Annotated in this window: 21 protein-coding genes; 12 read left to right on the plus strand and 9 right to left on the minus strand. The window is 44.6% G+C overall.

The genetic code is table 11. The features are described from left to right. Positions 1-196: helix-turn-helix domain-containing protein (locus QUA36_RS31380; RefSeq protein WP_445301440.1), on the minus strand; the 196-nt coding region annotated here is incomplete at its 3' end. A gap of 670 nt (positions 197-866) precedes the next feature. Here QUA36_RS31380 and QUA36_RS16635 point away from each other — a divergent pair. After that, complete coding sequence (locus QUA36_RS16635; protein WP_333160654.1) at positions 867-1115, plus strand: hypothetical protein; 249 nt, start codon at positions 867-869, stop codon at positions 1113-1115. Positions 1116-1276: 161 nt separating this feature from the next. Here the strand turns inward: QUA36_RS16635 and QUA36_RS16640 are convergent, their stop codons facing one another. Both QUA36_RS16640 and QUA36_RS16645 read right to left on the minus strand, forming a co-directional pair. Beyond that, positions 1277-2122, minus strand: coding sequence for a cyanophycinase (locus QUA36_RS16640; RefSeq protein WP_333160656.1), 846 nt, complete (start codon positions 2120-2122; stop codon positions 1277-1279). Positions 2123-2664: 542 nt separating this feature from the next. Then, positions 2665-2862: a hypothetical protein gene (locus QUA36_RS16645; protein ID WP_015175364.1), complete on the minus strand. Its 198-nt coding sequence runs from the start codon at positions 2860-2862 to the stop codon at positions 2665-2667. A gap of 364 nt (positions 2863-3226) precedes the next feature. Between QUA36_RS16645 and QUA36_RS16650 the strand changes: the two genes are divergently transcribed. From QUA36_RS16650 to coaBC, 9 genes are all read left to right on the plus strand, one after another. Next, the gene (locus QUA36_RS16650; RefSeq protein ID WP_333160658.1) at positions 3227-5137 is read left to right on the plus strand and encodes an ATP-binding protein; all 1911 of its coding nucleotides are present in this window, start codon (positions 3227-3229) and stop codon (positions 5135-5137) included. A 261-nt stretch (positions 5138-5398) separates the two neighbouring features. Then, positions 5399-6136 (plus strand): transposase, encoded by a 738-nt coding sequence (locus QUA36_RS16655; RefSeq protein WP_333458436.1) that lies wholly within the window; start codon positions 5399-5401, stop codon positions 6134-6136. 37 nt (positions 6137-6173) lie between these two features. Beyond that, positions 6174-6701 carry an IS200/IS605 family accessory protein TnpB-related protein gene (locus tag QUA36_RS16660; protein ID WP_333458463.1) on the plus strand — a complete coding sequence of 176 codons (528 nt, stop codon included), beginning with the start codon at positions 6174-6176 and terminating at the stop codon, positions 6699-6701. 274 nt (positions 6702-6975) lie between these two features. Next, on the plus strand, positions 6976-9063 hold the full coding sequence (locus QUA36_RS16665) for a CHASE domain-containing protein (RefSeq protein WP_333458437.1): 2088 nt from the start codon (positions 6976-6978) through the stop codon (positions 9061-9063). Between the two features lie 132 nt (positions 9064-9195). Beyond that, entirely contained in the window at positions 9196-9348 is a 153-nt protein-coding gene (locus QUA36_RS16670; protein ID WP_333458438.1) for a hypothetical protein, read from the plus strand. Positions 9349-9593: 245 nt separating this feature from the next. Continuing rightward, a complete protein-coding gene (locus tag QUA36_RS16675; protein ID WP_333160664.1) occupies positions 9594-10217 on the plus strand; it encodes an alpha/beta hydrolase in 624 nt (207 codons plus the stop codon). 45 nt (positions 10218-10262) lie between these two features. After that, positions 10263-10475, plus strand: a complete 213-nt coding sequence (isiD, locus tag QUA36_RS16680) for a protein IsiD (protein WP_006632739.1) — start codon at positions 10263-10265, stop codon at positions 10473-10475. A 131-nt stretch (positions 10476-10606) separates the two neighbouring features. Then, entirely contained in the window at positions 10607-10750 is a 144-nt protein-coding gene (locus QUA36_RS16685) for a hypothetical protein (protein WP_333458439.1), read from the plus strand. Between the two features lie 29 nt (positions 10751-10779). After that, a complete protein-coding gene (gene coaBC, locus QUA36_RS16690) occupies positions 10780-11979 on the plus strand; it encodes a bifunctional phosphopantothenoylcysteine decarboxylase/phosphopantothenate--cysteine ligase CoaBC (RefSeq protein WP_333458440.1) in 1200 nt (399 codons plus the stop codon). Positions 11980-11995: 16 nt separating this feature from the next. Here coaBC and QUA36_RS16695 read toward each other — a convergent pair whose 3' ends face one another. Both QUA36_RS16695 and QUA36_RS16700 read right to left on the minus strand, forming a co-directional pair. Further along, a complete protein-coding gene (locus QUA36_RS16695) occupies positions 11996-12376 on the minus strand; it encodes a transcriptional regulator (RefSeq protein ID WP_333458441.1) in 381 nt (126 codons plus the stop codon). Continuing rightward, positions 12360-12707, minus strand: a complete 348-nt coding sequence (locus QUA36_RS16700; protein WP_332983946.1) for a type II toxin-antitoxin system RelE/ParE family toxin — start codon at positions 12705-12707, stop codon at positions 12360-12362. Before QUA36_RS16700 ends, QUA36_RS16695 begins: the two co-directional genes overlap by 17 nt. Before the next feature lie 154 nt (positions 12708-12861). Between QUA36_RS16700 and QUA36_RS16705 the strand changes: the two genes are divergently transcribed. Further along, positions 12862-13335, plus strand: coding sequence for a hypothetical protein (locus tag QUA36_RS16705; protein ID WP_333168793.1), 474 nt, complete (start codon positions 12862-12864; stop codon positions 13333-13335). Between the two features lie 138 nt (positions 13336-13473). Here QUA36_RS16705 and QUA36_RS16710 read toward each other — a convergent pair whose 3' ends face one another. From QUA36_RS16710 to QUA36_RS16725, 4 genes are all read right to left on the minus strand, one after another. Then, entirely contained in the window at positions 13474-15120 is a 1647-nt protein-coding gene (locus tag QUA36_RS16710) for a DUF262 domain-containing HNH endonuclease family protein (RefSeq protein WP_333458442.1), read from the minus strand. A gap of 159 nt (positions 15121-15279) precedes the next feature. Beyond that, positions 15280-16350: an aromatic ring-hydroxylating dioxygenase subunit alpha gene (locus QUA36_RS16715; RefSeq protein WP_333458443.1), complete on the minus strand. Its 1071-nt coding sequence runs from the start codon at positions 16348-16350 to the stop codon at positions 15280-15282. Then, positions 16350-17036 carry a class I SAM-dependent methyltransferase gene (locus QUA36_RS16720; RefSeq protein WP_333168428.1) on the minus strand — a complete coding sequence of 229 codons (687 nt, stop codon included), beginning with the start codon at positions 17034-17036 and terminating at the stop codon, positions 16350-16352. The genes QUA36_RS16715 and QUA36_RS16720 overlap by 1 nt, the downstream gene beginning before the upstream one ends. Before the next feature lie 299 nt (positions 17037-17335). Further along, positions 17336-19336: an FAD-dependent oxidoreductase gene (locus QUA36_RS16725; protein ID WP_445301441.1), complete on the minus strand. Its 2001-nt coding sequence runs from the start codon at positions 19334-19336 to the stop codon at positions 17336-17338. 976 nt (positions 19337-20312) lie between these two features. On the opposite strand from QUA36_RS16725, the gene QUA36_RS16730 reads away from it, so the two are divergent. Further along, complete coding sequence (locus tag QUA36_RS16730) at positions 20313-21779, plus strand: CHAT domain-containing protein (RefSeq protein WP_333458444.1); 1467 nt, start codon at positions 20313-20315, stop codon at positions 21777-21779. Positions 21780-21846: the final 67 nt, after the last annotated feature.

Genomic DNA, 21846 nt, shown 5'->3' on the forward strand with positions numbered 1-21846 from the left:
ATTCCCACCGATTGAACCAGTTATAGAGGGTCTTATAACTTATGCTGAAAATATTCATTAACTCTCCTTTTTTTACTCCTTGCGAAGCTAATATGAGGCAATGTGCTCGTTGACGTACCTGATGATGTCGGCTTTGGCGATAAATTCGCTGTAACAATTTAGACGAAAGATGGTTTATTTCTCTGATAAACATCATATGAAAGTGTAATTAACTCATAATTTTGCCGGAAATATCATTCTACTATGTATTTGTGTAATTAATTGTGTCTGACTACTTAGTCCAGACTGTTTTGAGTTCGTAGTCTGAAACCCTAGATTTTCCGTTGGTAGCGAACTTGCCTTGGAGCCTTGAAACCCTTATTCTACGGTTGGGTATTCAAAACTGTCCGAAGTATTGTATGAAAAGTAATTTAACTTTTGATAACTAAATAAATCGTGGTGAACATTTAACATTTGTAACTAAAGAAACATTTTTTAGCCTACAGGGGTAATACCGTAGAAAGATGTCATTTTATGCGGAAAGAGCGAGGATCGACGTGTAATTATAAGGCAAGGGAAACCAGAAACATGAATCCTTTATTCTACTGGTTTTTCCCCTGACTTTAAGCCAAGCTTGAGCCGAGAATAGCAATGATTATCTTTGCTTATGTCTTGGCAGCACTTGTTTTATAGTTTGTGACTGGCAAACTTTGTAGAACCTTTCATCAGCTTTAACGACTGCTGCTACCTCAGTAATTGGTAATTGGTGAAAATCTCATTCGTCCCTCTTACCCGTTAGATATTCCGAGCAGTGGCTCTAAGGCTCTAAAAGTTTAATGTGGGATGTTGGCGAATTACCGTTACTGTAAAACTCTGGAGTGTTAAAAATGCTAAAACAAATGTGTTGGTTGCCCAGACTCGGAGGCAATGGAGAAAAGATATTGCACTTGCGTACCGATGCCCGTCAGGCGTGGCGGCCTTATACAGCTTTTCCGCAGTGGGCTGTAGCCGACTACCGGGAACCGGGTGGTTCTAATGGATGGGCAACATTTCAGAAGCTGAGAACTCAAGGGTGGAATTTAATATCGACTGAAGAAGGGCAGCAGTCGAGTTTTGGCGAACAGAAAAGTGCTTAAAAAAACCGAAACCGTAGCAATAAAAGAAGAGGTAAAATCCTCTTCTTTTTATTATTTTTGGATACAGAAACTGGGTTTTTAAGCATCCTACTTGGTAAAATGGATAAGGTGTGTAGTGCTCACCTTACATAATTTTAAGAGGTTTGCCAGTTGCAAGTAAATTAGGCGATCGCCCTTTCTGTCTGTGCTGTAGTTGCTACGTTATGCAGCACCGGCTGGCGAGTTTTCAAGTTAAACCGGTATCCGTGGGGGAGGATGTGCAACTTGGCGCCGCAAATCGCTAAAGCCTCATCCTTCAACAGTCCATCTATATTGTCGTGGAGTTTTTCCGACTCGTCGATGACAGTTACAGCGTTTTCGCCAATGACTTCCAACTCGTCACCGTGGACTAAAATAGCTGTATTTTCGTCAATACCAAATCCCAACACGGCAGGTTGCAGCAAGAGTGCCGAAACTAAGCGTCCCAGACGACCTCGCTGGGCGAAATGCTGGTCGATGACAACTCCTGGAAGGAAACCCATTCCGGGGCCCATTGCTACCACATCAACGCGGGGATTTGTCTCCGAGTCTCCTTCAATAATCATCATGTCTGGCATCATGGCCGCGCCGGCACTTGTGCCCCCAATGATAATCCCTTCAGAGAAGCGTTTGTGCATTGCTGCGTCGAGTTTGGTGTCTTTCAAGCAGCTAATAATCCGTGATTGATCTCCGCCGGTAAAGAATATGCCTGTCGCTTGTTCGATCGCTTCTAAATACTCTGGATTGCGGGCCTCTTCGGGTCTCTGGGTGTCAACAACTCGCACATCTTCAGCGCCAAGCCGCTCAAACACTCGGATGTAATTATCTCCCACTTCTCCCGGCAGGCTTGTCGCAGCCGTCATGACAACAATGTGGGCTTTAGTGCCTCCGGCGCAGCGCAAGAATTCCCGCAGAATTTTGCAGTCCCCCTCTTTGTCTTCGGCACCACCAATAATTAGCAACTTCCCCTGAATTGCGTTGCTCGCCATATTATCTCCACTGTTAATTTATTAATAATTTCACTAAAACACAAACTTCTTTTTTCCGAAAACGGCCAAAAGGTATATCTAGATACCAAAAACATCTCAGACTTCTACCCCTCCAGGGCGCATACAGCTATAGCGTTCTGGTGTTTTTTTACTCTGGCGCAGGGCTGTAACGATGGTTTTGTAAACAGTCCTGGAGGCACTAGATTAAAGAAACCGGAAATAGGAACGAAAATTCTGCGTGTGAGCGGAAAACCTTAACTGAGAAACCCCCGTTTTTGAGAGAGCTTTTGCGTCCGCGACTGGTAAAAAATACCGGTTTCTGCGTCTAGGACTATCTATTTAACTCATCCTCGATGATGGAGAAAACAAACTTACCCCCCCTAACAGGAGATAGGAGGGGTCAAGAAATGAGCTTAAATTACAGGGCCCACGCGCGCGCGGTGATCAATCCGGTTTCTGATCCGATTCTTCGCTAATCCTCCTCTGATTGCTCGTAGAAATCGGATTGATGAGCGTAAGTCCTCAATTAGTCCGATCGCCCGTTAGTGCGATCGCTCGATCAAATTGCTCAATATGGTACTCGCCCGTTCTAAAGGGAGGTGCCTGGGTTTGCCGTTCCAGACAATCTGATATTCGTTGCTGTTTTGACCATCGCCGTAGCCAGAAATTAGCTTCCGGTGAAAGGCTTCCTCAGCTAAGTGGTGAACTTTTTCCCTGAGAGCAGTTTGTGCGATTTTCATAATTTGCTGCCTCTTAAATTTTCTTTCACTGTCATAAACAATTATAAGTACAGAGTGTACCTCTCAAAAGTTATAGCTTTTGTCGGGAGGGGGGAAGGAAGTAGTAATTAGTCATAAGTGCTTAGTTATCAATACTTAGTCATCAATGCTTAGTCATCAATGCTTAGTCAGATGTTGAAGGAAGAAGGAATATTTTCCCACTCTCACCATCTCCCCCACTCTCCCACTCCCCCTTTCGGGCAATACTGAAGGCAGAATTGGTCGGAGTATTTATCTCACTGCTGGAATATCTATGCCCGCAGGTAGTATCCCATGCAGCGACTATAAAGTTACGGTATAAAATTAGCTCAAAGGAGGTTAGAAAATGCTGCAAGAAAAAACCACTGAAATATCCCGCGTCAATGCTCGAAAAACCGATATTTTTGATGTTTTTAACTTCAAACACTATATCGGGCCCAACCCTTATTTAGACACCGCGGCTTTAGTTTTTGATTTAGCGGTAACGGGCGCGAGCGAACCTTTGCCGATCGCACATTACCACGAAATTATTAGCGATCGCTACCCGCAACTCCTGCACGAAAATTTCTCTAACCATGCCCAACTGTTCGGTCGTACCGCCTCAGAAGTAGCAAAACTCGACATGGGTTTGCACTTCCAACACTGGAACATCAAGCCGTTTTCTCATTTTAACAGAATCAGCATAGAAGCACTTCACGCCCGCACCGCCAGAGCAGTAGTTTACGCAGTTTGGGATTGGTTTGAAGCCATCAATCAAAATCAAGACTTTCCCTTGGAAGCACAAATGGGCGCGCTGCAAAATATGTTCCGGCAGTCAGTTTACGGAGGCCCGACAGTTTATTCGTTAATGCGATCGGCATCCCAAAAAGGCATTCCCGCATTTTATTTGTGGGATGAAGGACTAATGCAATATGGGTACGGCAAAAAACTGGTTCGCGGCTCTGCAACTACCTTTGATTGTGATAGCCACTTAGACTCAGATTTTACCACGCGCAAAGACGATTGTAAAGCTTTTCTCGCTACATTAGGATTTCCTGTTCCCAAAGGCGATATCGTCTCCACAGAAAACGGAGCTCTGGCAGTTGCTAGAGAAATTGGCTACCCAGTTGCTATCAAACCAGTAGTCGGTCATAAAGGAATTGGCGTAACCGCAGATGTCCGAGATGGTGAGGAATTGCAGGCAGCTTTTAAAAGAGCAGTTAAGGCCATTCCCGAAACAGACCCGGTGCGAGTAATTGTGGAAAACAGCATCAAAGGATCGGATTTTAGGCTGCTATGCGTTGACGGCAAATTTGTTTCTGCAACTGAACGCCGGCCCGCTTCGGTAACAGGTGATGGCGACTCAACAATTCGCGAATTGATCCGCCGTGAAAACCGCAAACCAGAACGTTTGGATACGCCAACTTCGGCGATGAGCAAAATTCAGTCCGACGAAGCGATGGAAATGTATCTGGAAGAACAAGGGCTGTCATTGGATAGTGTGCTAAGTCGCGATCGCACTGTGTCTCTACGCAAAGTTGCTAATCTTTCTGCAGGCGGCGTCAGCATCGACGCTACCCGCAATATTCACCCGGATAACATTGTTTTGGCTCAAGATATCGCCCTACATTTTCGGTTAACTTGTTTGGGCATTGATGTGGTAACAGAAACTCTCGCCAAATCTTGGAAAACAGGCAATTTTGGGATTATCGAGATCAATGCCGCGCCGGGAATTTTCATGCACCTCAACCCCGCTGTCGGCGAAGGAGTTGATGTGCCTTCGCATATTATCGAAACTTTCTTTGAATCGGGAAAGTCAGCCAGAATTCCAATTATTACTTTCAACAGAATTTCGGTACATGACCTACAAGAAACCATCGATCATGTTCTGTTGCAGCATCCCGATTGGACAATCGGTGCTGTTTGTCGCGGTGGACTTTTTGTTAACCGTTCTGAAAAAGTTTTGAATAAGAATTACCATCTCAACTTGCAAAGTTTGCTGCGGAATCCCAAGCTCGATTTGTTAATTGCTGAATATCCCGAAGATATTTTGGAAGCTGAGGGAATGTTTTATCGGGGCAGCAATATGGTGGTGCTGGACAATCCAGGGGAAACTGAGATGATGTTGGTCAGAGAAAGCACTGATGACGATACTGTTGTGATGAGGGAAGGAAATAGTATTTCTATTCGCCGCCAGGGATTGATCGAACAGTATACTCTGGGGGATGATGAACCGTTTACACGGGTTTATTTGAAGGAAATAGGGACTGTTTTGTAAGCTGTTCCACATTTAAGTTAGCTGTGTAGGGCGGGTATTGATTACCCGCCCCACCAGATCAAGGCTTTTTCTCCTTCCCCGGTTCTTCCGGGGAAGTAACTTGGGGAGCGCCCAGATTTTAACTCGCTTCGTTACAGGAAAGCGATGGTGAAAGCCGCCGTACTGAGCGTCGGGGGATGAAACCGAACGAGTCGTAAAGACAGCGGGATTTATCCCGCATTCTTGTCTTTTATTATGGTACAATGACTAATATCAAGGGATGTGATTATATTGTTCGGATGTCAGCAAGTTTTGATTCATACAGATCGAGATACTCAAGCAATAATTGAGTATATTTGTAGTGAATCAAATAAGGTTTTTAATTGTGCCGTGTATTATGCACGGCAAGTATACTTTAAGGCGCATCGCTATGCCACAAAAGCAGAGTTAGACCAAGAGTTGAAAAGGAATAGGCACTTTCAAGCCATGTATTCTCAGGCGGCGCAGCAAACTTGCCACAGCGTATTTGAATCCTTCAAATCCTTTAAGGCTCTTAATAAGCTGTTTAGAAAAGGGGAATTGGAGGCTCAACCCAGACCTCCGAAATACCGGAAAGGTGGGCTAAATGTTGTCACCTACCCTAAGCAAGCCTTAAAGCTGATAAATGGCAATATCAGGATTCCTCTAGGAAGTAAAGTCAAGACATGGTTTGGGATTGACTCATTCACTATTCCCATGCCCAACAACCTGAATTTCAAGGAGATTCGGGAACTGCGGATACTTCCCAGAAATCAATGCTTCTGGGCAGAGTTTGTCTACAAACTAGATGTTGTAGAAACAAAGCTCAATCCTAATAATGCCTTGGGAGTTGACCCTGGCATGGACAACTGGTTGACTTGTGTTTCCACCACAGGAACAAGTTTCATTGTTGATGGAAAACACATTAAGTCATTGAATCGTTGGTACAACAAAAAAAGTTTCCACGCTCAAAGATGGCAAGCCTCAAGGATTTTGGTCTAAAAAGTTGGCACATCTAACAGAACGTAGAAACCGTCAAATGCGAGATGCTGTTAATAAGGCAGCAAGGATAGTGATTAATCACTGCCTAAACAATAATATGGGAACCATCGTTTTTGGTTGGAATCAGGGTCAGAAACAAGAATCCAACCTTGGCTCCAAAAACAATCAGAAGTGGGTGCAAGTTCCTACAGCCCGACTCAAGGAGCGAATTGCCCAGTTGTGCGAACAATATGAAATTCAATTCGTAGAAACAGAAGAGTCGTACACTTCCAAAACTTCGTTCGTTGATGGTGATTATCTTCCTCAATATGGTGAAAAACCCGACAACTGGAAGCCATCAGGAAAGCGAGTGAAGCGCGGTTTATACAGAACTGCCCTCAATTGGTACATTAATGCTGATTGCAATGGCGCAGGAAATATATTGAGAAAAGTAGCGACGATGCTTGGATTTAATCTAAGCGGAGTTGGTAGGGTGCCTTTGACAGCACCCCAGAGGATTAAACTCTGGTCAGCTAAGAAGACACTTCGGGACGGTGTTTCAACCCGTCCCGAAGTATCGGCTTAGAATCCCCCGTACTGAGCGTCGGGGGAGTGTCAAACTTAGTTACAATTGGTGGCAATCCTCAGTCGTGGATGCACTATTCCTAAGAAACCCGGTTTCTCCCCAGATTTATCGTTACCACACCAATATTTTCGTAGAAATTGGGTTTCTCAAGGTAAGTTCTATTGCTGCGATCATAAGTTTTTAGACAATCTCGTTTGTGCGCTGTCGATCGTGCTATCAATGAACTTCACAAGTCTTTAAACAATTGCACTCCGCTAGCAGAAGGTGTGGAAATATGAATGTTGCGAGCAATTGGTTTAATTCGCTGACCGAAAGTTTACTGTCGCACCGTCGTTACATTCCAGCAGCGCTGACTCTTTGCACCGGTACGAGTTTGTCATTGGCAGCCGCAGCCGTTGTGTGGCATTCGGAAAACCAACGAATGCAAGCTGAATTTCATCAGCAAGCCGATCGCCTGAATGTGGCATTGCAGCAAAGCATCAATAAAAATTTAGAATTTCTGTACTCACTTGAAGGATTCTACAGGGCGTCTACTGAAGTTAGCCGACAAGATTTTAAGCAATTCGCTCAACCTGCACTTGCCCGAAATACTGCTATACATTCTGTTAACTGGATTCGGCGCGTGCCTGCTGCCCAAAAAGCAGCTTATGAACGGACAATTCGAGCCGAAGGTTTTCCGGCATTTCAAATTTACGAACGAACTCCTGACAAAAAGCAGGTCAAAGCAAAAGTGCGATCGGAATACTTTCCCATTATTTACAGAGAAGCATTAGAAGAAGATAACAAAGTGATCGGTTTTGATGTTGCCTCCAGCCCCGATCGCAAAGCAGCTTTAGAGAAATCGGTGAATACCGGGAAAATAGCGGCTTCCGCGCGGATTAGATTAGTCAGCAACAATCAGCCGGGATTGCAAGTATTTCTACCAGTACCCCGCCGCACAACTTCTGCAGATAACTCGGTCAACGGGCGCCAAAACCTCATGGGAGTTATTGCAGGTCTGTTTCAGATCACCAGTATGGTCGATTCCTCTTTAGAATCACTAAATTTAGACAAGATTAATTTTTACCTCTATGACAACTCTGCTATAGAGAAAGAACGCTTTCTGGTGCGCTACGACTCACAAGCTAAGCAGTTGATAGATAACCCAAAACACGAAAAGCCAGAGTTAACTAATATCCGGGGAAAAATCTGTCAAAATCCTAGTGCTTGCACTCGCTTATTTAACGTAGCAGACCGCCAGTGGATGCTGCTAGTTTTGCCAGGGAAGGGGTACAACAGTATCAGGACGCATCAGGGTTCGCTGGCAATTTGTGCGATCGGGCTATTGATGACTGGCAGCTTGACGATTTACCTGTTGATGTCTCTAGAACGTACTTCAAAAGTAGAACAGCAAGTGTACGATCGCACAATTCAACTAAAACAGCGCACCGCTGAACTAGAAACAGCACTAAAAAATTTGCAGGAAGCTCAATTTAAACTAATCCAAACTGAAAAAATGTCCAGCCTGGGGCAGTTGGTGGCTGGAGTTGCCCACGAAATTAACAATCCTGTCAACTTCATCTCTGGCAACCTTATCCATACAGGCGCATATACTCAAGACTTGCTGGAACTTGTGGAAATATACCAGCAGCAATATCCGAACCCAACGCCAGAAGTGCAAGCGAAACTAAAAGATATTGATTTGGAGTTTATCAGTGAAGACTTGCCTAAAATCCTAAAATCTATGAATATGGGAGCTGAAAGGATCAGCCAGATCGTGCTTTCTCTGCGGAATTTTTCGCGCTTGGATGAAGCTGAAATGAAGTCGGTTGACATTCACCAAGGCATTGACAGCACCTTGATGATTTTGGATAGTCGGCTGAAACCAAAAGCTGATTTTCCTGGCATTAAAATTATCAAAGAATACGGAAATTTGCCCTTAGTGGAGTGCTGGGCGGGACAATTGAATCAGGTATTTATGAATGTTTTGAGTAATGCTATTGATGTTTTATCTGATGCAGAAAATCCAAAAAGTCTCCAAAACAACGCCTCTAATTCTGCATTTTTACCTACTATTCGGATTCGCACTGAACTTTTAAGTTCTAATTGTGTATGCGTGCGAATTGCTGACAATGGAACGGGCATGACTGAGAATGTAAAAAAACGTTTGTTTGATCCGTTTTTTACTACCAAGCCTGTAGGCAAAGGTACTGGCCTGGGATTGTCGATCTGCTATCAAATAGTGGACAAACATCAAGGTTCGCTCAGGTGCGTATCGGCTCCGGGAGAGGGAACTGAATTCTGGATTGAGGTGCCGGTGCGGCAACAGTCTAAGCAATCTATTTCTAATGTTTTCCCTGCGGTAGGTGCCAGTTGGAATTAGCGGGAGAAATCTCGCTTTTAGCTGAGTCTTGATGGGAGCATCTCATATCAATTCCGGTTCCAGCGTCAGGTAATTGTTGACTGTTGACTGTTGAAGGAGGGGTGGAAAAACTCAATGGTTGAGTGTTAACTGGTGACTCGATTTTATTATTCCGATGCAACCGGAAACGATATCACTTTTGCAGCCAAGCTAGAAATTGGAGTTGGGAGGCAGGAGCCAGGAGGAAAGAGTCAGAATAAAGGAGGAAGAAGGAAGGAGCCAGAAGAAGTGTTTTTACAAATATGAGATGCTCCCTAATTCCTATTTAGAAAAGGTGAACTATGTGCACTTTACTTGGGAAAGTTTCGGATTTCGTACTCTACTTTCAACAGTCTACTGTTAACTGTTAACTGTTAACTGTCAACGGTTATAGTTATTGGCAAGCGCGTACTAATTTCCAGTGGAATATTGCCGAAAACAAATATCTGGGGTTTTACCCGTCGTGACAATTTATAATTGTAGCAAGTCCAGATTACCAATTATTAACTACGATGTCTTTACAATCTATTAGCATACCGCCCACAACGGATCGCAAACCTGTCGCTTTGATGGTCGCTTTGCATGGATGGGGCGCTAATGCTCGGGATTTGACTTCCTTAGCACCCTTTTTCAATTTGCCGGATTATCAGTTTGTATTTCCCGATGCCCCCTTTCCCCATCCCCAGGTAACAAGCGGCAAAGCGTGGTATAACCTTCAAACCAAAGAGGCTCAGGGATTGGTAGAAAGCCGGCAATTGCTGAGGGAATTTTTGCTGTCTTTGGAAAGCAGCACGGGCGTGCCTTTGTCTCGCACGATTTTAAGTGGCTTTTCTCAAGGCGGAGCGATGACTCTAGATGTGGGATTGACTTTGCCCCTAGCTGGTTTAATTTGTCTGAGCGGTTATTTACACCAGATTTCACCAGTTGCGGGGAGTGTTTTGCCACCTGTTTTAATCGTGCACGGTACTCAAGATACTATTGTGCCTGTTAGTGCTGCTGTGCGATCGCGCGAGAGTTTGACGGCTTGGGGAGCTGCGGTGCAGTATCGAGAATTTAACATGGGACACGAGATTCTGCCGGAAGTTATAGAGGTAATACGAAGTTTTGTTGTAGAAACTGTGTCGAAATCTGATTAAAGGTTTAGTATATAGTATGGCGGAAGTCTCGGGCAGGGGAAAAAAATGAAAACTTTAACCAAAGCATCGCGCGATATTGCTGTACTTACTTCTCAGGACGTGGCAGAATTGGCTGTCCGTTTGGAAGTTGACGATTATACAGATCCTTTTGAGGGATTGAATGATTGGCATTTGTTGCGATCGCTTGCTTTTCAGCGGCCGGAGCTAGTTGAACCTTATCTCCACCTTCTGGATATGGAAGCCTACGACGAAGCATAGACTGAAAAATCTAGCTCAAAATTTTCGACGGAATTGAGGAAGAAGTTAGCAGCATATTTTGTTGCAGATTAAACAGATGAATTAGGGATTTTAGTCTGTTTTTATCTTGATTTCTTTCTTGATTCTTTTTTATGGCTGAAGGAAGAAGGAAGAAGGAAGAAGGAAGAAGGAAGAAGGAAGAAGGAAGAAGGAAGAAGGAAGAAGGAAGAAGGAATGAGGAGATGCGATCGGGCTATTCTCCGCAATGGTTTCAGGAATTCATTAAGTTCTCATAACCTCGAAGGTTGCTGTATTACCAAAAATCATGAAGGGCAGACGAATTTTAATCGGCGTTAGTGGCGGGATTGCGGCTTACAAAGTTTGCGAAGTAGTTTCAACTTTAGCAAAAGCTGGAGCGGAAGTTAAAGCTATTCTTACTGATGCGGCTGGGGAGTTTGTAACGCCTTTGACTTTTGCTACTCTGTGCCGCCATCCTGCTTTTACTGACAAAGATTTTTGGCAAGCAAGTCACGGGCGCCCCCTGCATATTCAACTGGGAGAATGGGCGGAAGTTTTTATTATTGCTCCCCTGACAGCTAATACTTTGGCTAAGTTGGCGGGGGGTTTTGCTGATAATTTGTTGACTAATACTGTCTTAGCTTCTACTTGCCCAATTTTGCTGGCACCGGCGATGAATACGGATATGTGGGAACAGCCGGCGGTGCAGCGGAATTGGCGGGAAGTTTTGACTTATCGGCGCTATCATGCTGCGAATCCGGGGGCGGGTATGCTGGCGTGCGATCGCGCGGGTGTCGGCCGGATGGCAGAACCTTATGAGATTTTGCCTCATATTGAATCGCTGTTGTATGCGAAGGGCGATCGAGATTTAGCGGGCCTTCGGGTGTTGATCAGTGCGGGAGGAACGCGGGAACACCTCGATCCGGTGCGGTTTATCGGCAATCCTTCCAGCGGCAAAATGGGTATAGCTTTGGCGCAAGCTGCACAGCACCGCGGCGCGACAGTGACGCTGGTACACAGTATAACTGGCGAATTGCCGCTCTCAGGCGTGCGGGCGATCGCAGTTGCGAGTGCACAAGAAATGCGGCAGGCGATGCTGCAATGCTTTCACGATGCGGATTTGACGGTGATGGCGGCGGCGGTAGCGGATGTGAGACCGGCTGAGTACAGTAGTGAGAAATTGCCCAAGCGATCGCTCCCGAATTGTTTGCCGTTGGCACCGGTAGCGGATATTGTGGCAGAGTTGGGAAAATTGAAACAGCCGCACCAAAAATTAATCGGCTTTGCAGCACAAACTGGGGATATTGTCAAGCCTGCTTTGGAGAAATTGCGATCGAAGAAACTTGATGTAATTGCCGCAAACCCGATCGATCGAATAGGTGCAGGTTTCGGCAGCAATACCAATCAAGCAATATTAATTAATGCCGCCGGCAAGCAAGTAGAAATAGCCTCTTGCAGCAAGCTAGAAATGGCTCACCGATTGTTAGATTTTGTGATGAACGGGTGAGGGGGCGATTTACTCATTAACTGGGATTAATTACTACTGGTTCGGGCGATAATTCTGATTCCCCAAAATCCGTTGATTTCGAGTCAGCCGACAACTCAGTATCTGCGACAGTAATTTCTAGTTTAAATCCTAATGCTTCGAGCAATTCTACCAAACAGTTAATTTCCGAACCGCCGCTTTCAGTCAGCATCTTGTCGAGTTTTTCGTGATGCTCTTTTGCTGACTCCGAAAGAGCATTCATCCTGATTCGAGCCTCAATTACCTTTCTGATGGCATTTCTCAAAAGTGCTGGTTCAGGGTCTTTTTCTTCTAAGATAGCCCCGATAAAACCAGCAGCGTGTTGGGCATCTTTGAGAGATTCAATGAGGTACTCGCGGTAGCTATCGCTGGTAGGCATTTTCATTTCTTTCATAGTCTGCCGAATACTCCTTCGCTTTGAGAATATCTTGTTCTTGGGTACTTTTATCCCCACTACAGAGCAGAAGCACAATTGTCGCTCCTATTTGTCTAAAATAAATCCGGTAGCCAGGGCCGTAGTTAATCCTAAGTTCACAGACACCATCTCCGACTGACTTATAATCCCCCAGATTGCCGAGACTAACTCGCTCAAGTCTTGCATCAACTTTAACTTGGGCTTTGCCATCTCGTAGGGAATAGTACCACTCTAAAAAAGGAATCCTGCCATCGGGTCGGATGTAACGTCGAATTTCCCTCGGTTGTACTTCCATAATTTTATCCTAATTCATTAACAATTTCTATCGTAAGCGCGATGACAGTGCATTAAGTGGGCAAATAAATCATACTTAAGACAGAGGCATTCGAGCGACAAAATAGTAAACCTTGTTTGAGGGAACAAACTTTAAATCAAACAGGGGATTGTGAATGAATTTTAAATCGATCGCAAAAACCAATCTACTATTCGGCAGCCTGATAATTAGCCTCGGATTGCAAGCACTTCCAGCCACAGCGCAAGCAGTCACCGACGCGCAAGTTTCCGCCCTCGTAGAAGCGCTGCGACAAGCCGCCCCGCCCCAAGCCGCAAATGACGGAATGTACAGTCAGTGGCAAGTTTTACCGAACAATATTTCCCGCTGGGCAAAATTCTGTACAAAACAAGATTTAACACCCCAACAATTTGAGGCCGACGCGACAAAAGCCAAATCTATTGTTACCTGTATCGTGGGCGATTTGCTGCGCGACGAATACAAAGCTAGCAGCAACAATGAATTAACCGCTGTACGCCGCGCCGCTTGCTGGTGGATGACTGGGGACTCCGCAGCTTGTAAAAGTGGCGCAACTGCTACTTATGCTGATAAAGTTATCAGCGTTTACCAGAAGCAGCAACCTAAAAAGTAAAGTTTTTGCTGGCGGAATTTAGATTTTTTTGAACGCAGATGGACGCGGATGGTTTTGTGCTGATGGACAGATAAGAGCGATTTAATATCAAATTCAATTATCCTATAAGCGCCAAAGATTCTTGAGAACATTAATCAGCTATTTCTGCCGTCGAGCGATTACTTCTGGCGTCCATTCCTGTTCCCGCAGCACTTGGGTAGTAAGTGCAAAGGGTGAAACGCCTGTCTTAGTGGTGAAATACTTCTGTTTCTTCACATCAAAATCATAATTTTGTGCCAGACTGTTTTTCGCACAAGATAGCAAAACTAAGTTGCCAAGACGATGCACATATTGCTCGCGCTCTTGCTGACTAGGAAACCACTTCATCCACTCACTATTAGGCCCTGGATTTTGGGGAAGTACGTGCTCGACAGTAATGTTAGAGAAGTTGTAAGATGCTTCACCTTCTGACAGAGCAGCATCTAAGCGTACCAAGACATAACGACGAATTTTTTGAATTAGGTAAAGGTCACTATCGAGGACTCTAAGGATATTGTTTGACTCTTCAGGAGTAAACTGGAGCGGTGAATTGGAATTGAATAAATCTTCCTCTTGTTCAATAGCAGTAAGCAATTTGCTGTAACGTTCAATGCGCTCATTGATATTGGCGCGGACAATCATTAAACCTGCCGCGAGGCGGTCTAAATGTGTAAAAAAACGCACCAAATTATCCTGGTTATTACGGTTGCGCGACAGGTAGAGAATCGCAGGCGGTATCCAGTCAAAATTATCAATTTTGTTTAACCATTTAAATAGTTGATTAATTTCCTCGGCACGCCGCTCGCTTTCATAGGTTAATTTTTGAATTTCGGAAAAAGCCTTAGCATAAGGAGCTAAAATTTCATCAATGAATTGTTGAGATCCAGCCGCAGGATTGATGTTTTCTTGAAACTCTTTAAGGATACTCTTGCTAAGTTTTTTCTTTTCCTTAATCATGCGAATATGAGAAAACAAATCTTTGAATAACTCGCGTCCCAGATTCTCCTCGGTATCTTCCCACTTTTTAGTATATTTTTCTTGTTGGCTTTCGGGTATTTTTCCGATTATGTCCGCTTTCAAGATATCAGTTATGGAGAGATCCAATCCCCTGTTGTTCAACACAGAAAATATCCGATATGCAGAGTCAAAGTCAGGCGTAGAAACCACTACCAAGAAGCACTGGGTAATGAGGAACTGGGCAAGACGTATACGGTGGGATTCCGCGATAGTCTGCAAACGTTGCAAGAATAAATGTGCATTTTCTTTAATAAGCTTCTGAGTATCCATCAGCTCCGCATTGTTCAATTTTTGGAGCTTGTTAATACCACCTTCATTTTGAATATATTCCTTGAAAAATTGTGCATCTCGCTCGCGCAAAGTCAGACGGTAACGATTATCTATACCCGCAATTAAGCTGCCTTTTTGGTATAGATAAGTAGTCAATTCATTGGCGTGTTCTGTTGGCAATGATTCCCTGAGAGCAGCTAGTAGTATGGTGAGAGTTGTTAGACGTTGCTGACCATCTACAATTTCAGCATCTGGCGGCCCAGATTTGATTAAAACAATGCTGCCTAGAAAGTACGGGTTGAGTTGATCAATCGTGTCGTTACCATCTCCCAATGATGTTAGCAGGTCTTCCAGCAGTTCCCCAGCTTGCTCATTTGTCCAAGCATAGGGACGCTGGTAGAGGGGAATGGTAAACATAAAGTCATCGCTAAAGATTTTCCTAATGGGGTGTTCCTCACCCTTGATGCTGACACGGTTCATGCTGGAGTCCTGTGTTAGGTGTGGTTGGTAATTGCTTCCCGAAAGTCAATTTTCCCTGTTGCTAGAATACCATGCTCAAGCTTGGAAAGGCGAACTCTCAACTTAGCCTGTGCAGGCTGGTTTGATTCGTCCCGCCGCAGGTTTCAATCTGATCCTGAATTATCCATTTTCTGCCTGACTTCTCATCAACTTTTGCACGCTGGCTAAGGCTCGATTTAATTCATAACTCTTTCTTTCTGAATTCTGCAAAAAAGCCTGCTGTTCTTCTTCAATCATTAACACATCCTGCCGCACCAAACCATCTAATAATTTTTGAGCAGCACCGAAACAACTATCTTTGATAAACCTGCGAAACCATACAGGCAATTTGTGCAGCCGCCAAAACGCATTTAATGAGGTAAAGTGAATTAAATAAGCACGAGTTGCTGTCTCGCTCACCGGACAAACCAAGCAGTAAATCTTAAAGTCGCTTCCCAAAGTTGAAACCCAGTGCGGGTAAACATAGCTCACCTCCAGCGGTTCCGGGTGCAGTCGGCGCAGAGATTTAAAAAACAACTGAGAAATTGACCAAATTTTATCTATTTTGTAATAACTTTGTGCCTGATAGCGAGCAGTTACTTGATGCTCGTTTTCTTCTAAAGTATCTAACACCGGATTTGCCCAAGCTTGCCAATCATCGTGCAAGTGTCCGTGGTACATATCCATCAAGTTTTCAATTAAAAATGAATAGTGTGCCTGACAGTCGATGACTGAAACAGTGGCAATATAATTGAGATGTTCCCACTCGGGCAAATCCAGTAAATGAGTTTTTCCTGCTTGGGTTTCGTCGCCGGGAAACAGCCAGATAAAACCGTTTTGTTCCTTGACTGGATAGGAGCGAATTTTGCAGTTAGGTAGCTTTTGATTTTCGGCTAAATAATCGACTTCGGCGCATTCTCCCCTTGCATTTAAGCGCCATCCGTGGTAAGCACATTCGATTAAATCGCCTTTAACTTGACCGTGGCTGAGTTTAACTTGCCGGTGCGGACATCTATCTTCTAAAGCGTTGATTTTGCCTGCACTGTCGCGGAAAAGTACGATCGCCCGATTCCAGATTTTCGCAGCTAGCGGCTGAGTTTGCACCTCGGTGCTGCGGGCGATCGCATACCAGCGATCGAGATTAATGCCCAACTCGCGGATGTGAGTTTTTTCTCCCCTTGCAGCTACCGATTTTATCGCGTTGTTTTGCATTACAAATGTTCCCAAATTACGCCCATAAAACAACCCAATCTTACAAAATAACAGCCTGGAAAGCAACGACTGTAAATATTTTTAAATCGCCGTTCTGACAAATACCTGTCGCTAGCTAAATGTTTCAACCAGCTTGGCGACAGTCTAAATCTTAATAATCTTAAAGCATTGCGAAATCCGTAGGTGGAACAGTCGGGTCTAAAATCTCTCGCTGCACCTAATATGTAGCCTATTGTAGCAGGTCTTTCGATTTCCGATATATTATCTAAAAAAACGATTTTTCCGTGCCGATTTAACAATTGTTTAATTACTGAGAGGGCGGCGGGGAGGTTGGGCAAGTGGTGAAAAGTGTCTGCACTAACTATTAAATCAAATTTGCGCTCTAACGTTAATTGACTGGCATCCATTTGGATATATTCGATATTGGGAGCTGAGCGTTTTTGACGGGCGATAGCCAGCATTTTCGCTGAAAAATCTACGGCGACTACATGATCGTAATACTGGGCCAATTCAAAAGCAAGAATTCCCGAACCGCATCCAATATCTAATGCTGTACCTTTGCTTGTCGATAGGTTTTTAGTAAAGAAATCGTTCTGATTTTGCAAGGTGGCGGCGAAATCGTATTCTGTTGCAAAAGCATCAAACATTACAGGTTTATTGCGAATTGTGCAGTTAATCTTCAGCATCTATTATTGCTTTATACTGATTCAATAATATTTTAACCGCATATTCACCCCGCTCAACGCAGATATTTTTTGGGTTCGCAAGCTCTGCCTTTTCTCCTCAGCGAAACCGCACCCACAAACCGTAACTAATCTTAAAAAAAGGATGCAACTGTAGTAAAGCTCCAAACCCTTATATAATCAGTCATTTCCAATTATTCAATTCTTTAATCTAAAATTTAAAATGGTATGGCTGGGGGCGGGTTTCACCGAGAATAGCAGCCGATAATTGACGATTTATAAAACCCGCCCCCCTGCTAACCTTAGATTTTTAACACGCCTTCGGGATTTACCGTCAAGAGCGATCGCCTCTGCAAACCCTCTTGATATAAAATAGCATTAGCGGCCAACAAACCGCTGCTTACTGCCCTTTCCATTAAACCGCAAGGAAACGGCATTTTCACCCAATCTCCCGCAAACAAAAGATTCGGAACAGCGCAGCAAGTCTCCGGGCGTTCCGCATAACTACCGGGCGGATATCCAGAGAAATTCTTTTGATTTACCAATTCCCGGTGCAGCATATTTGCCTCTTTTAATTCCGGTACAATTTCGTACAATTCTTGCTCAAAAGTAGCCAGCAAAACTTCCTGGTTTGGAAATTCCTTCTCCTTGTAACAATAAGCGTGCAGTTCCACTACACTACCACCAGTTTTCTGATTCCACTCGATGAACTGATCCTGAATTTTGTGGTAAAGTGTAATGCTGTCAGTCAGTTTGTAGCCGGAAAGCGAACTGAAATTGCTGTGCTCCCAGGGAAATTCGCGATCGAACCAAAAACGGCCCACCGCAAAAGGATCGGCTATTTTCAAACTCTCGATCCGCTTCTGCACCTGGGAATTTACCTCACCGCTGGCCAAACTAAATAAATGCTGCATCCCCGGAACATCGGCAGCAAAAACATAGTAATCAGCCTTCAATGTTTCCGCCAAATTCTGCGTCTGGGACTTCTTCGCGGCGGAGACCAACTGTACCTCATCTGCTTTTTCATCGACTACCTTAAATCGAGGCAAATCCCGCTGAGCAGGCCCACTCACAACTCGTCCTTCGGCATCAAAAACTGCGCCGTGACAAGGACAGTGAAATTGACCGTCGTTCTGTTTCTGAACAGTGCAGCCTTGGTGAGTGCAGCTCAGAGAAATTGCCTCTTTTCCCGACGGTGCGGCGGCAAATACGCTGTCACCAGCACCGAAATATTCGGTAGAGTTGCTGTCAGTTAACAGGGCGTTTCGCTTTACCCAAAAAGGTATTTTACTCTGCACGTCTCCCGACTGATAACTCAGAGAATCAATCTTGCCGTTTTCCCAGCGTATCTCACTGACTGCGACATCTGCTAATACTTTGCCACCTTTGCTTTCAATCGCTCTGGCAATAGGTTGCACCAAACTCGTGCCCATATCTTGCCGCGTGCCGTTGAATGCCAAACCCTCTGGATTTCCGAAGAAGTAAAAGTGGAAGAATTGCATTAATTCTCCCGCGCTCAATTCGTCGGGAGCGTTGAGGCTGGACTTAGCAAAAGGCAGAAAATACAAGTCATAAAGCCCGCGCGGAAATTCACCTTTTACCCAGTCGGCAACTGATATATTGTCGAGGCGATCGAAAGTTTTTTGAGTTTGAAAACCGCCTATTTCTCGAAATACTTGCCAGTGAGCGGGTTTTGTAAGATTGATTCCCCACTTGAGCCGATTGGGAGAAGATATCCCCAAGTCAACTATATTCCAGGGAAAAGCTGAATGGTTGGGACGGAAAACTTCGGGTTTGTATTTGCCGTCTCGAAACAGAACGGCGTAGGATTCTAAAGATACAAAGTTATCGCTAATTTCTAGTTCTTCAACCACACTTTTGAGGTTGTAGTATTGCGGAAAAAAACCGTGGAAACCGTGTTCCATCATAAAAGTTTCGTTCCCGACTTGTATCGGCCAACTAGCAATTTTGCCGCCGAGTTGGGGCGATTTGTCCAGCAGCGTCACGGCGAAACCCCGCTGACTGAGTTCGTAAGCACAGGCGAGCCCGGCCAAGCCTGCCCCTACAACTGCAACGGTTTTGCGCTGATTCAGCATTCGCGGCAAGTCAATAGAATCTTGCACAAAAACGGCGGGCTCTGGCTTGGAAAATCGAGAATAGCCCAGCAGCCCGCCTGCGGCACCGACTCCGAGGAATTTGAGGGCGGTTCTTCGAGAAACTGGTTGGGATAGCGGTGGATTGGTTGATTGACTCATCAGCGGTACGCGATAACGGGCTTTAAACACAAATACGCCATAAGGCATATATCATAGACCGAAATCAGGATATGTGAAGAAATACTAAGACACATTCCGCAATCCGATCGCGATCCTCTTCGAGGGCTTCGCTAACGCACCGTGCCAAGTTCGATCGCACACAATCTATAACAGAAGCAAGAAGGCTTTACTTATTTAGGAGAAAAGACGGAAAAAGCGATCGCCCGCATAGCGTCAAATTTTCTAAATAATTAGTGTTTTTATTTATGTTGCTCAACTCTTGGCAACCGTCGCCACTTATGCTAAAAAAATAGGAGATTTGCAGGTAAAATGTTAGGTAAAAATCAGTCTTGGCGGCTTGTACTAAATAACCAAAAAAATATCCGAGTCCAAACAATTAATCAGTATATTTTTAAGTAAGTTAGCGCCGCGAATAAACCTAACTCTTTTAAAACAAGTAAATACCGAGAATATATCTACTGAGGTAACTCAATATATCGGCGATCGATGCAGGGTATTCCTCACTTAATACCAAGAAAAAACCCTATTAAAACTAAGAAATGGGGAAGTGTCGCAAAAAACCAAAGACGCCCGTATAGGTAATGCCGATTAAATGTACCTGGCTGCTATGGAAAAAACAGGGCTTACTTGAAGAAACCGGATTTGTGCGTAAGTCCTGTTTATGCAAAACTTCTGTATAATTTACAAAACTTTATATAAATGGTGGATTTCTTGGCGTGGGGCTTCTTTTGCTGCTGGTATCCACACCCTGCGATAGATATTTGGGGTTGGTATTGAATGCTATAATGGTGCGGCAATTTCCAGCACAGTCAATCGATTTTAGATTTTAGATTTTAGATTTTAGATTTTAGAATTGAAGCATTGACCTCACGGATAAATTCGGGGGGCAAGTTTCATCGGATACAGGTTTTTTATTTCGGGGTCCTGAATCTCCGAAGGAATGAATCCGGGGGCTTGTATCCTGGATGCTTGATTGTCAAAATTCCCACCCACATCCAAACTTTTGCCAACTGCTGCCGCCAACGGCGCCCTTAACCGCCCCAAAATCATGCACTACCAATCCCAGCAGCAACGCCAAAAACATACGACTCAGAAAAAAATTAAAAAAGCTATTTTTTACTGTTTGACAGCAATATTTTTCTGCTTGAGTACCGCGAACCTGGCTACAATTGCCCAAAACACAGACCAGGGCGGGCTTAACGGACAAGAAATGAGAAATTTGCTCGATCGGGGAAACCTCACCGAAGCCGTAACCAGAATCGAAGAAAACTGGGAAGAAGAGTATCAAAACTACTTTGAACAAGACTTTGAAAGCCGTGCTAAAACGACCGAAGCAATATCAAAAACTCTCTCCCGTCTAGCAGTTCAAACCAAGAAAAAACCAGCTTTAATTTACGCTATCCCCCGCACCGACCAACTAGAATTAATCTTAATATTGCCCGATCGCCCGCCCATTCTCCGCAGCATCCCCGAAGCCAAACAAGAGAAACTGCTCTCAGTAGTCCAAGAATTCCGCAGCGAAATCACCAACCCGGTAAAACTCAACACTACCAGCTATTTAGAACCAGCCCAACAACTCTACAAATGGATAGTTGCACCCCTAGAAACAGATTTGCAAACAGCAAAAATTGAAACCTTGCTGTTCTGCGTCGGCGCAGGTTTGCGAACCGTACCCCTAGCAGCAATGCACGACGGAAAGCAATTTCTGATCCAAAAATACAGCCTCTCCCGCATCCCCGCCTTCAAACTCACAGATAGCAATTACACTGACCTCAGAAACGCGCAAGTCCTAGCAATGGGAGCATCAGATTTCGCAGAAACGGCGAACAAAGAACCGCTGCCAGCAGTGCCGTTTGAACTCGGCGCGATCGCCCGACAGTGGCCCGGTAAATCCTTTCTCAACGAAGATTTCACCATAGTAAACTTGCAATCCCAGCGACTGCAACAAAAATACGGAATCATCCACCTTGCCACCCATGCAGAATTCCGCCCTGGAACCCCAAATAATTCCTACATTCAATTTTGGGACACCCAACTCGGCCTCGATCAAATGAGAGATTTAAAATGGAACAATCCGCCTCTTGAACTGTTAGTATTAAGCGCCTGTAGAACCGCCTTGGGAGACAAAGAAGCAGAACTCGGATTTGCAGGTTTAGCGCTGCAATCGGGAGCAAAATCAGCCCTCGCCAGCCTGTGGTACGTCAGCGATGCGGGGACTCTCGCCTTGATGACAGAGTTTTACCAGCAGTTAAAAATCAGCAGGCCAAACGACCCTCCAATCATTAAAGCTGAAGCAATGCGGCAAGCACAAATCGCTGCGATCGAAGGCAAAGTGACGATCGAAGGCGGTCAACTGCGAAGTTCCCGAGGCGAAACTCCCTTGCCCCCGTCCATCCCCAAACTCGACAGCAAAGATTTATCGCATCCGTATTATTGGGCAGCATTCAGCATAATCGGCAGTCCTTGGTAAGTGGGCCTCTTGACCGACACAGGTGATAGGCTATAAAACATAAGTAATTTAATATCTGTAGCTGTCG

It is taken from the genome of Microcoleus sp. Pol10D4, from assembly GCF_036701555.1.
Classification (GTDB): domain Bacteria; phylum Cyanobacteriota; class Cyanobacteriia; order Cyanobacteriales; family Microcoleaceae; genus Microcoleus.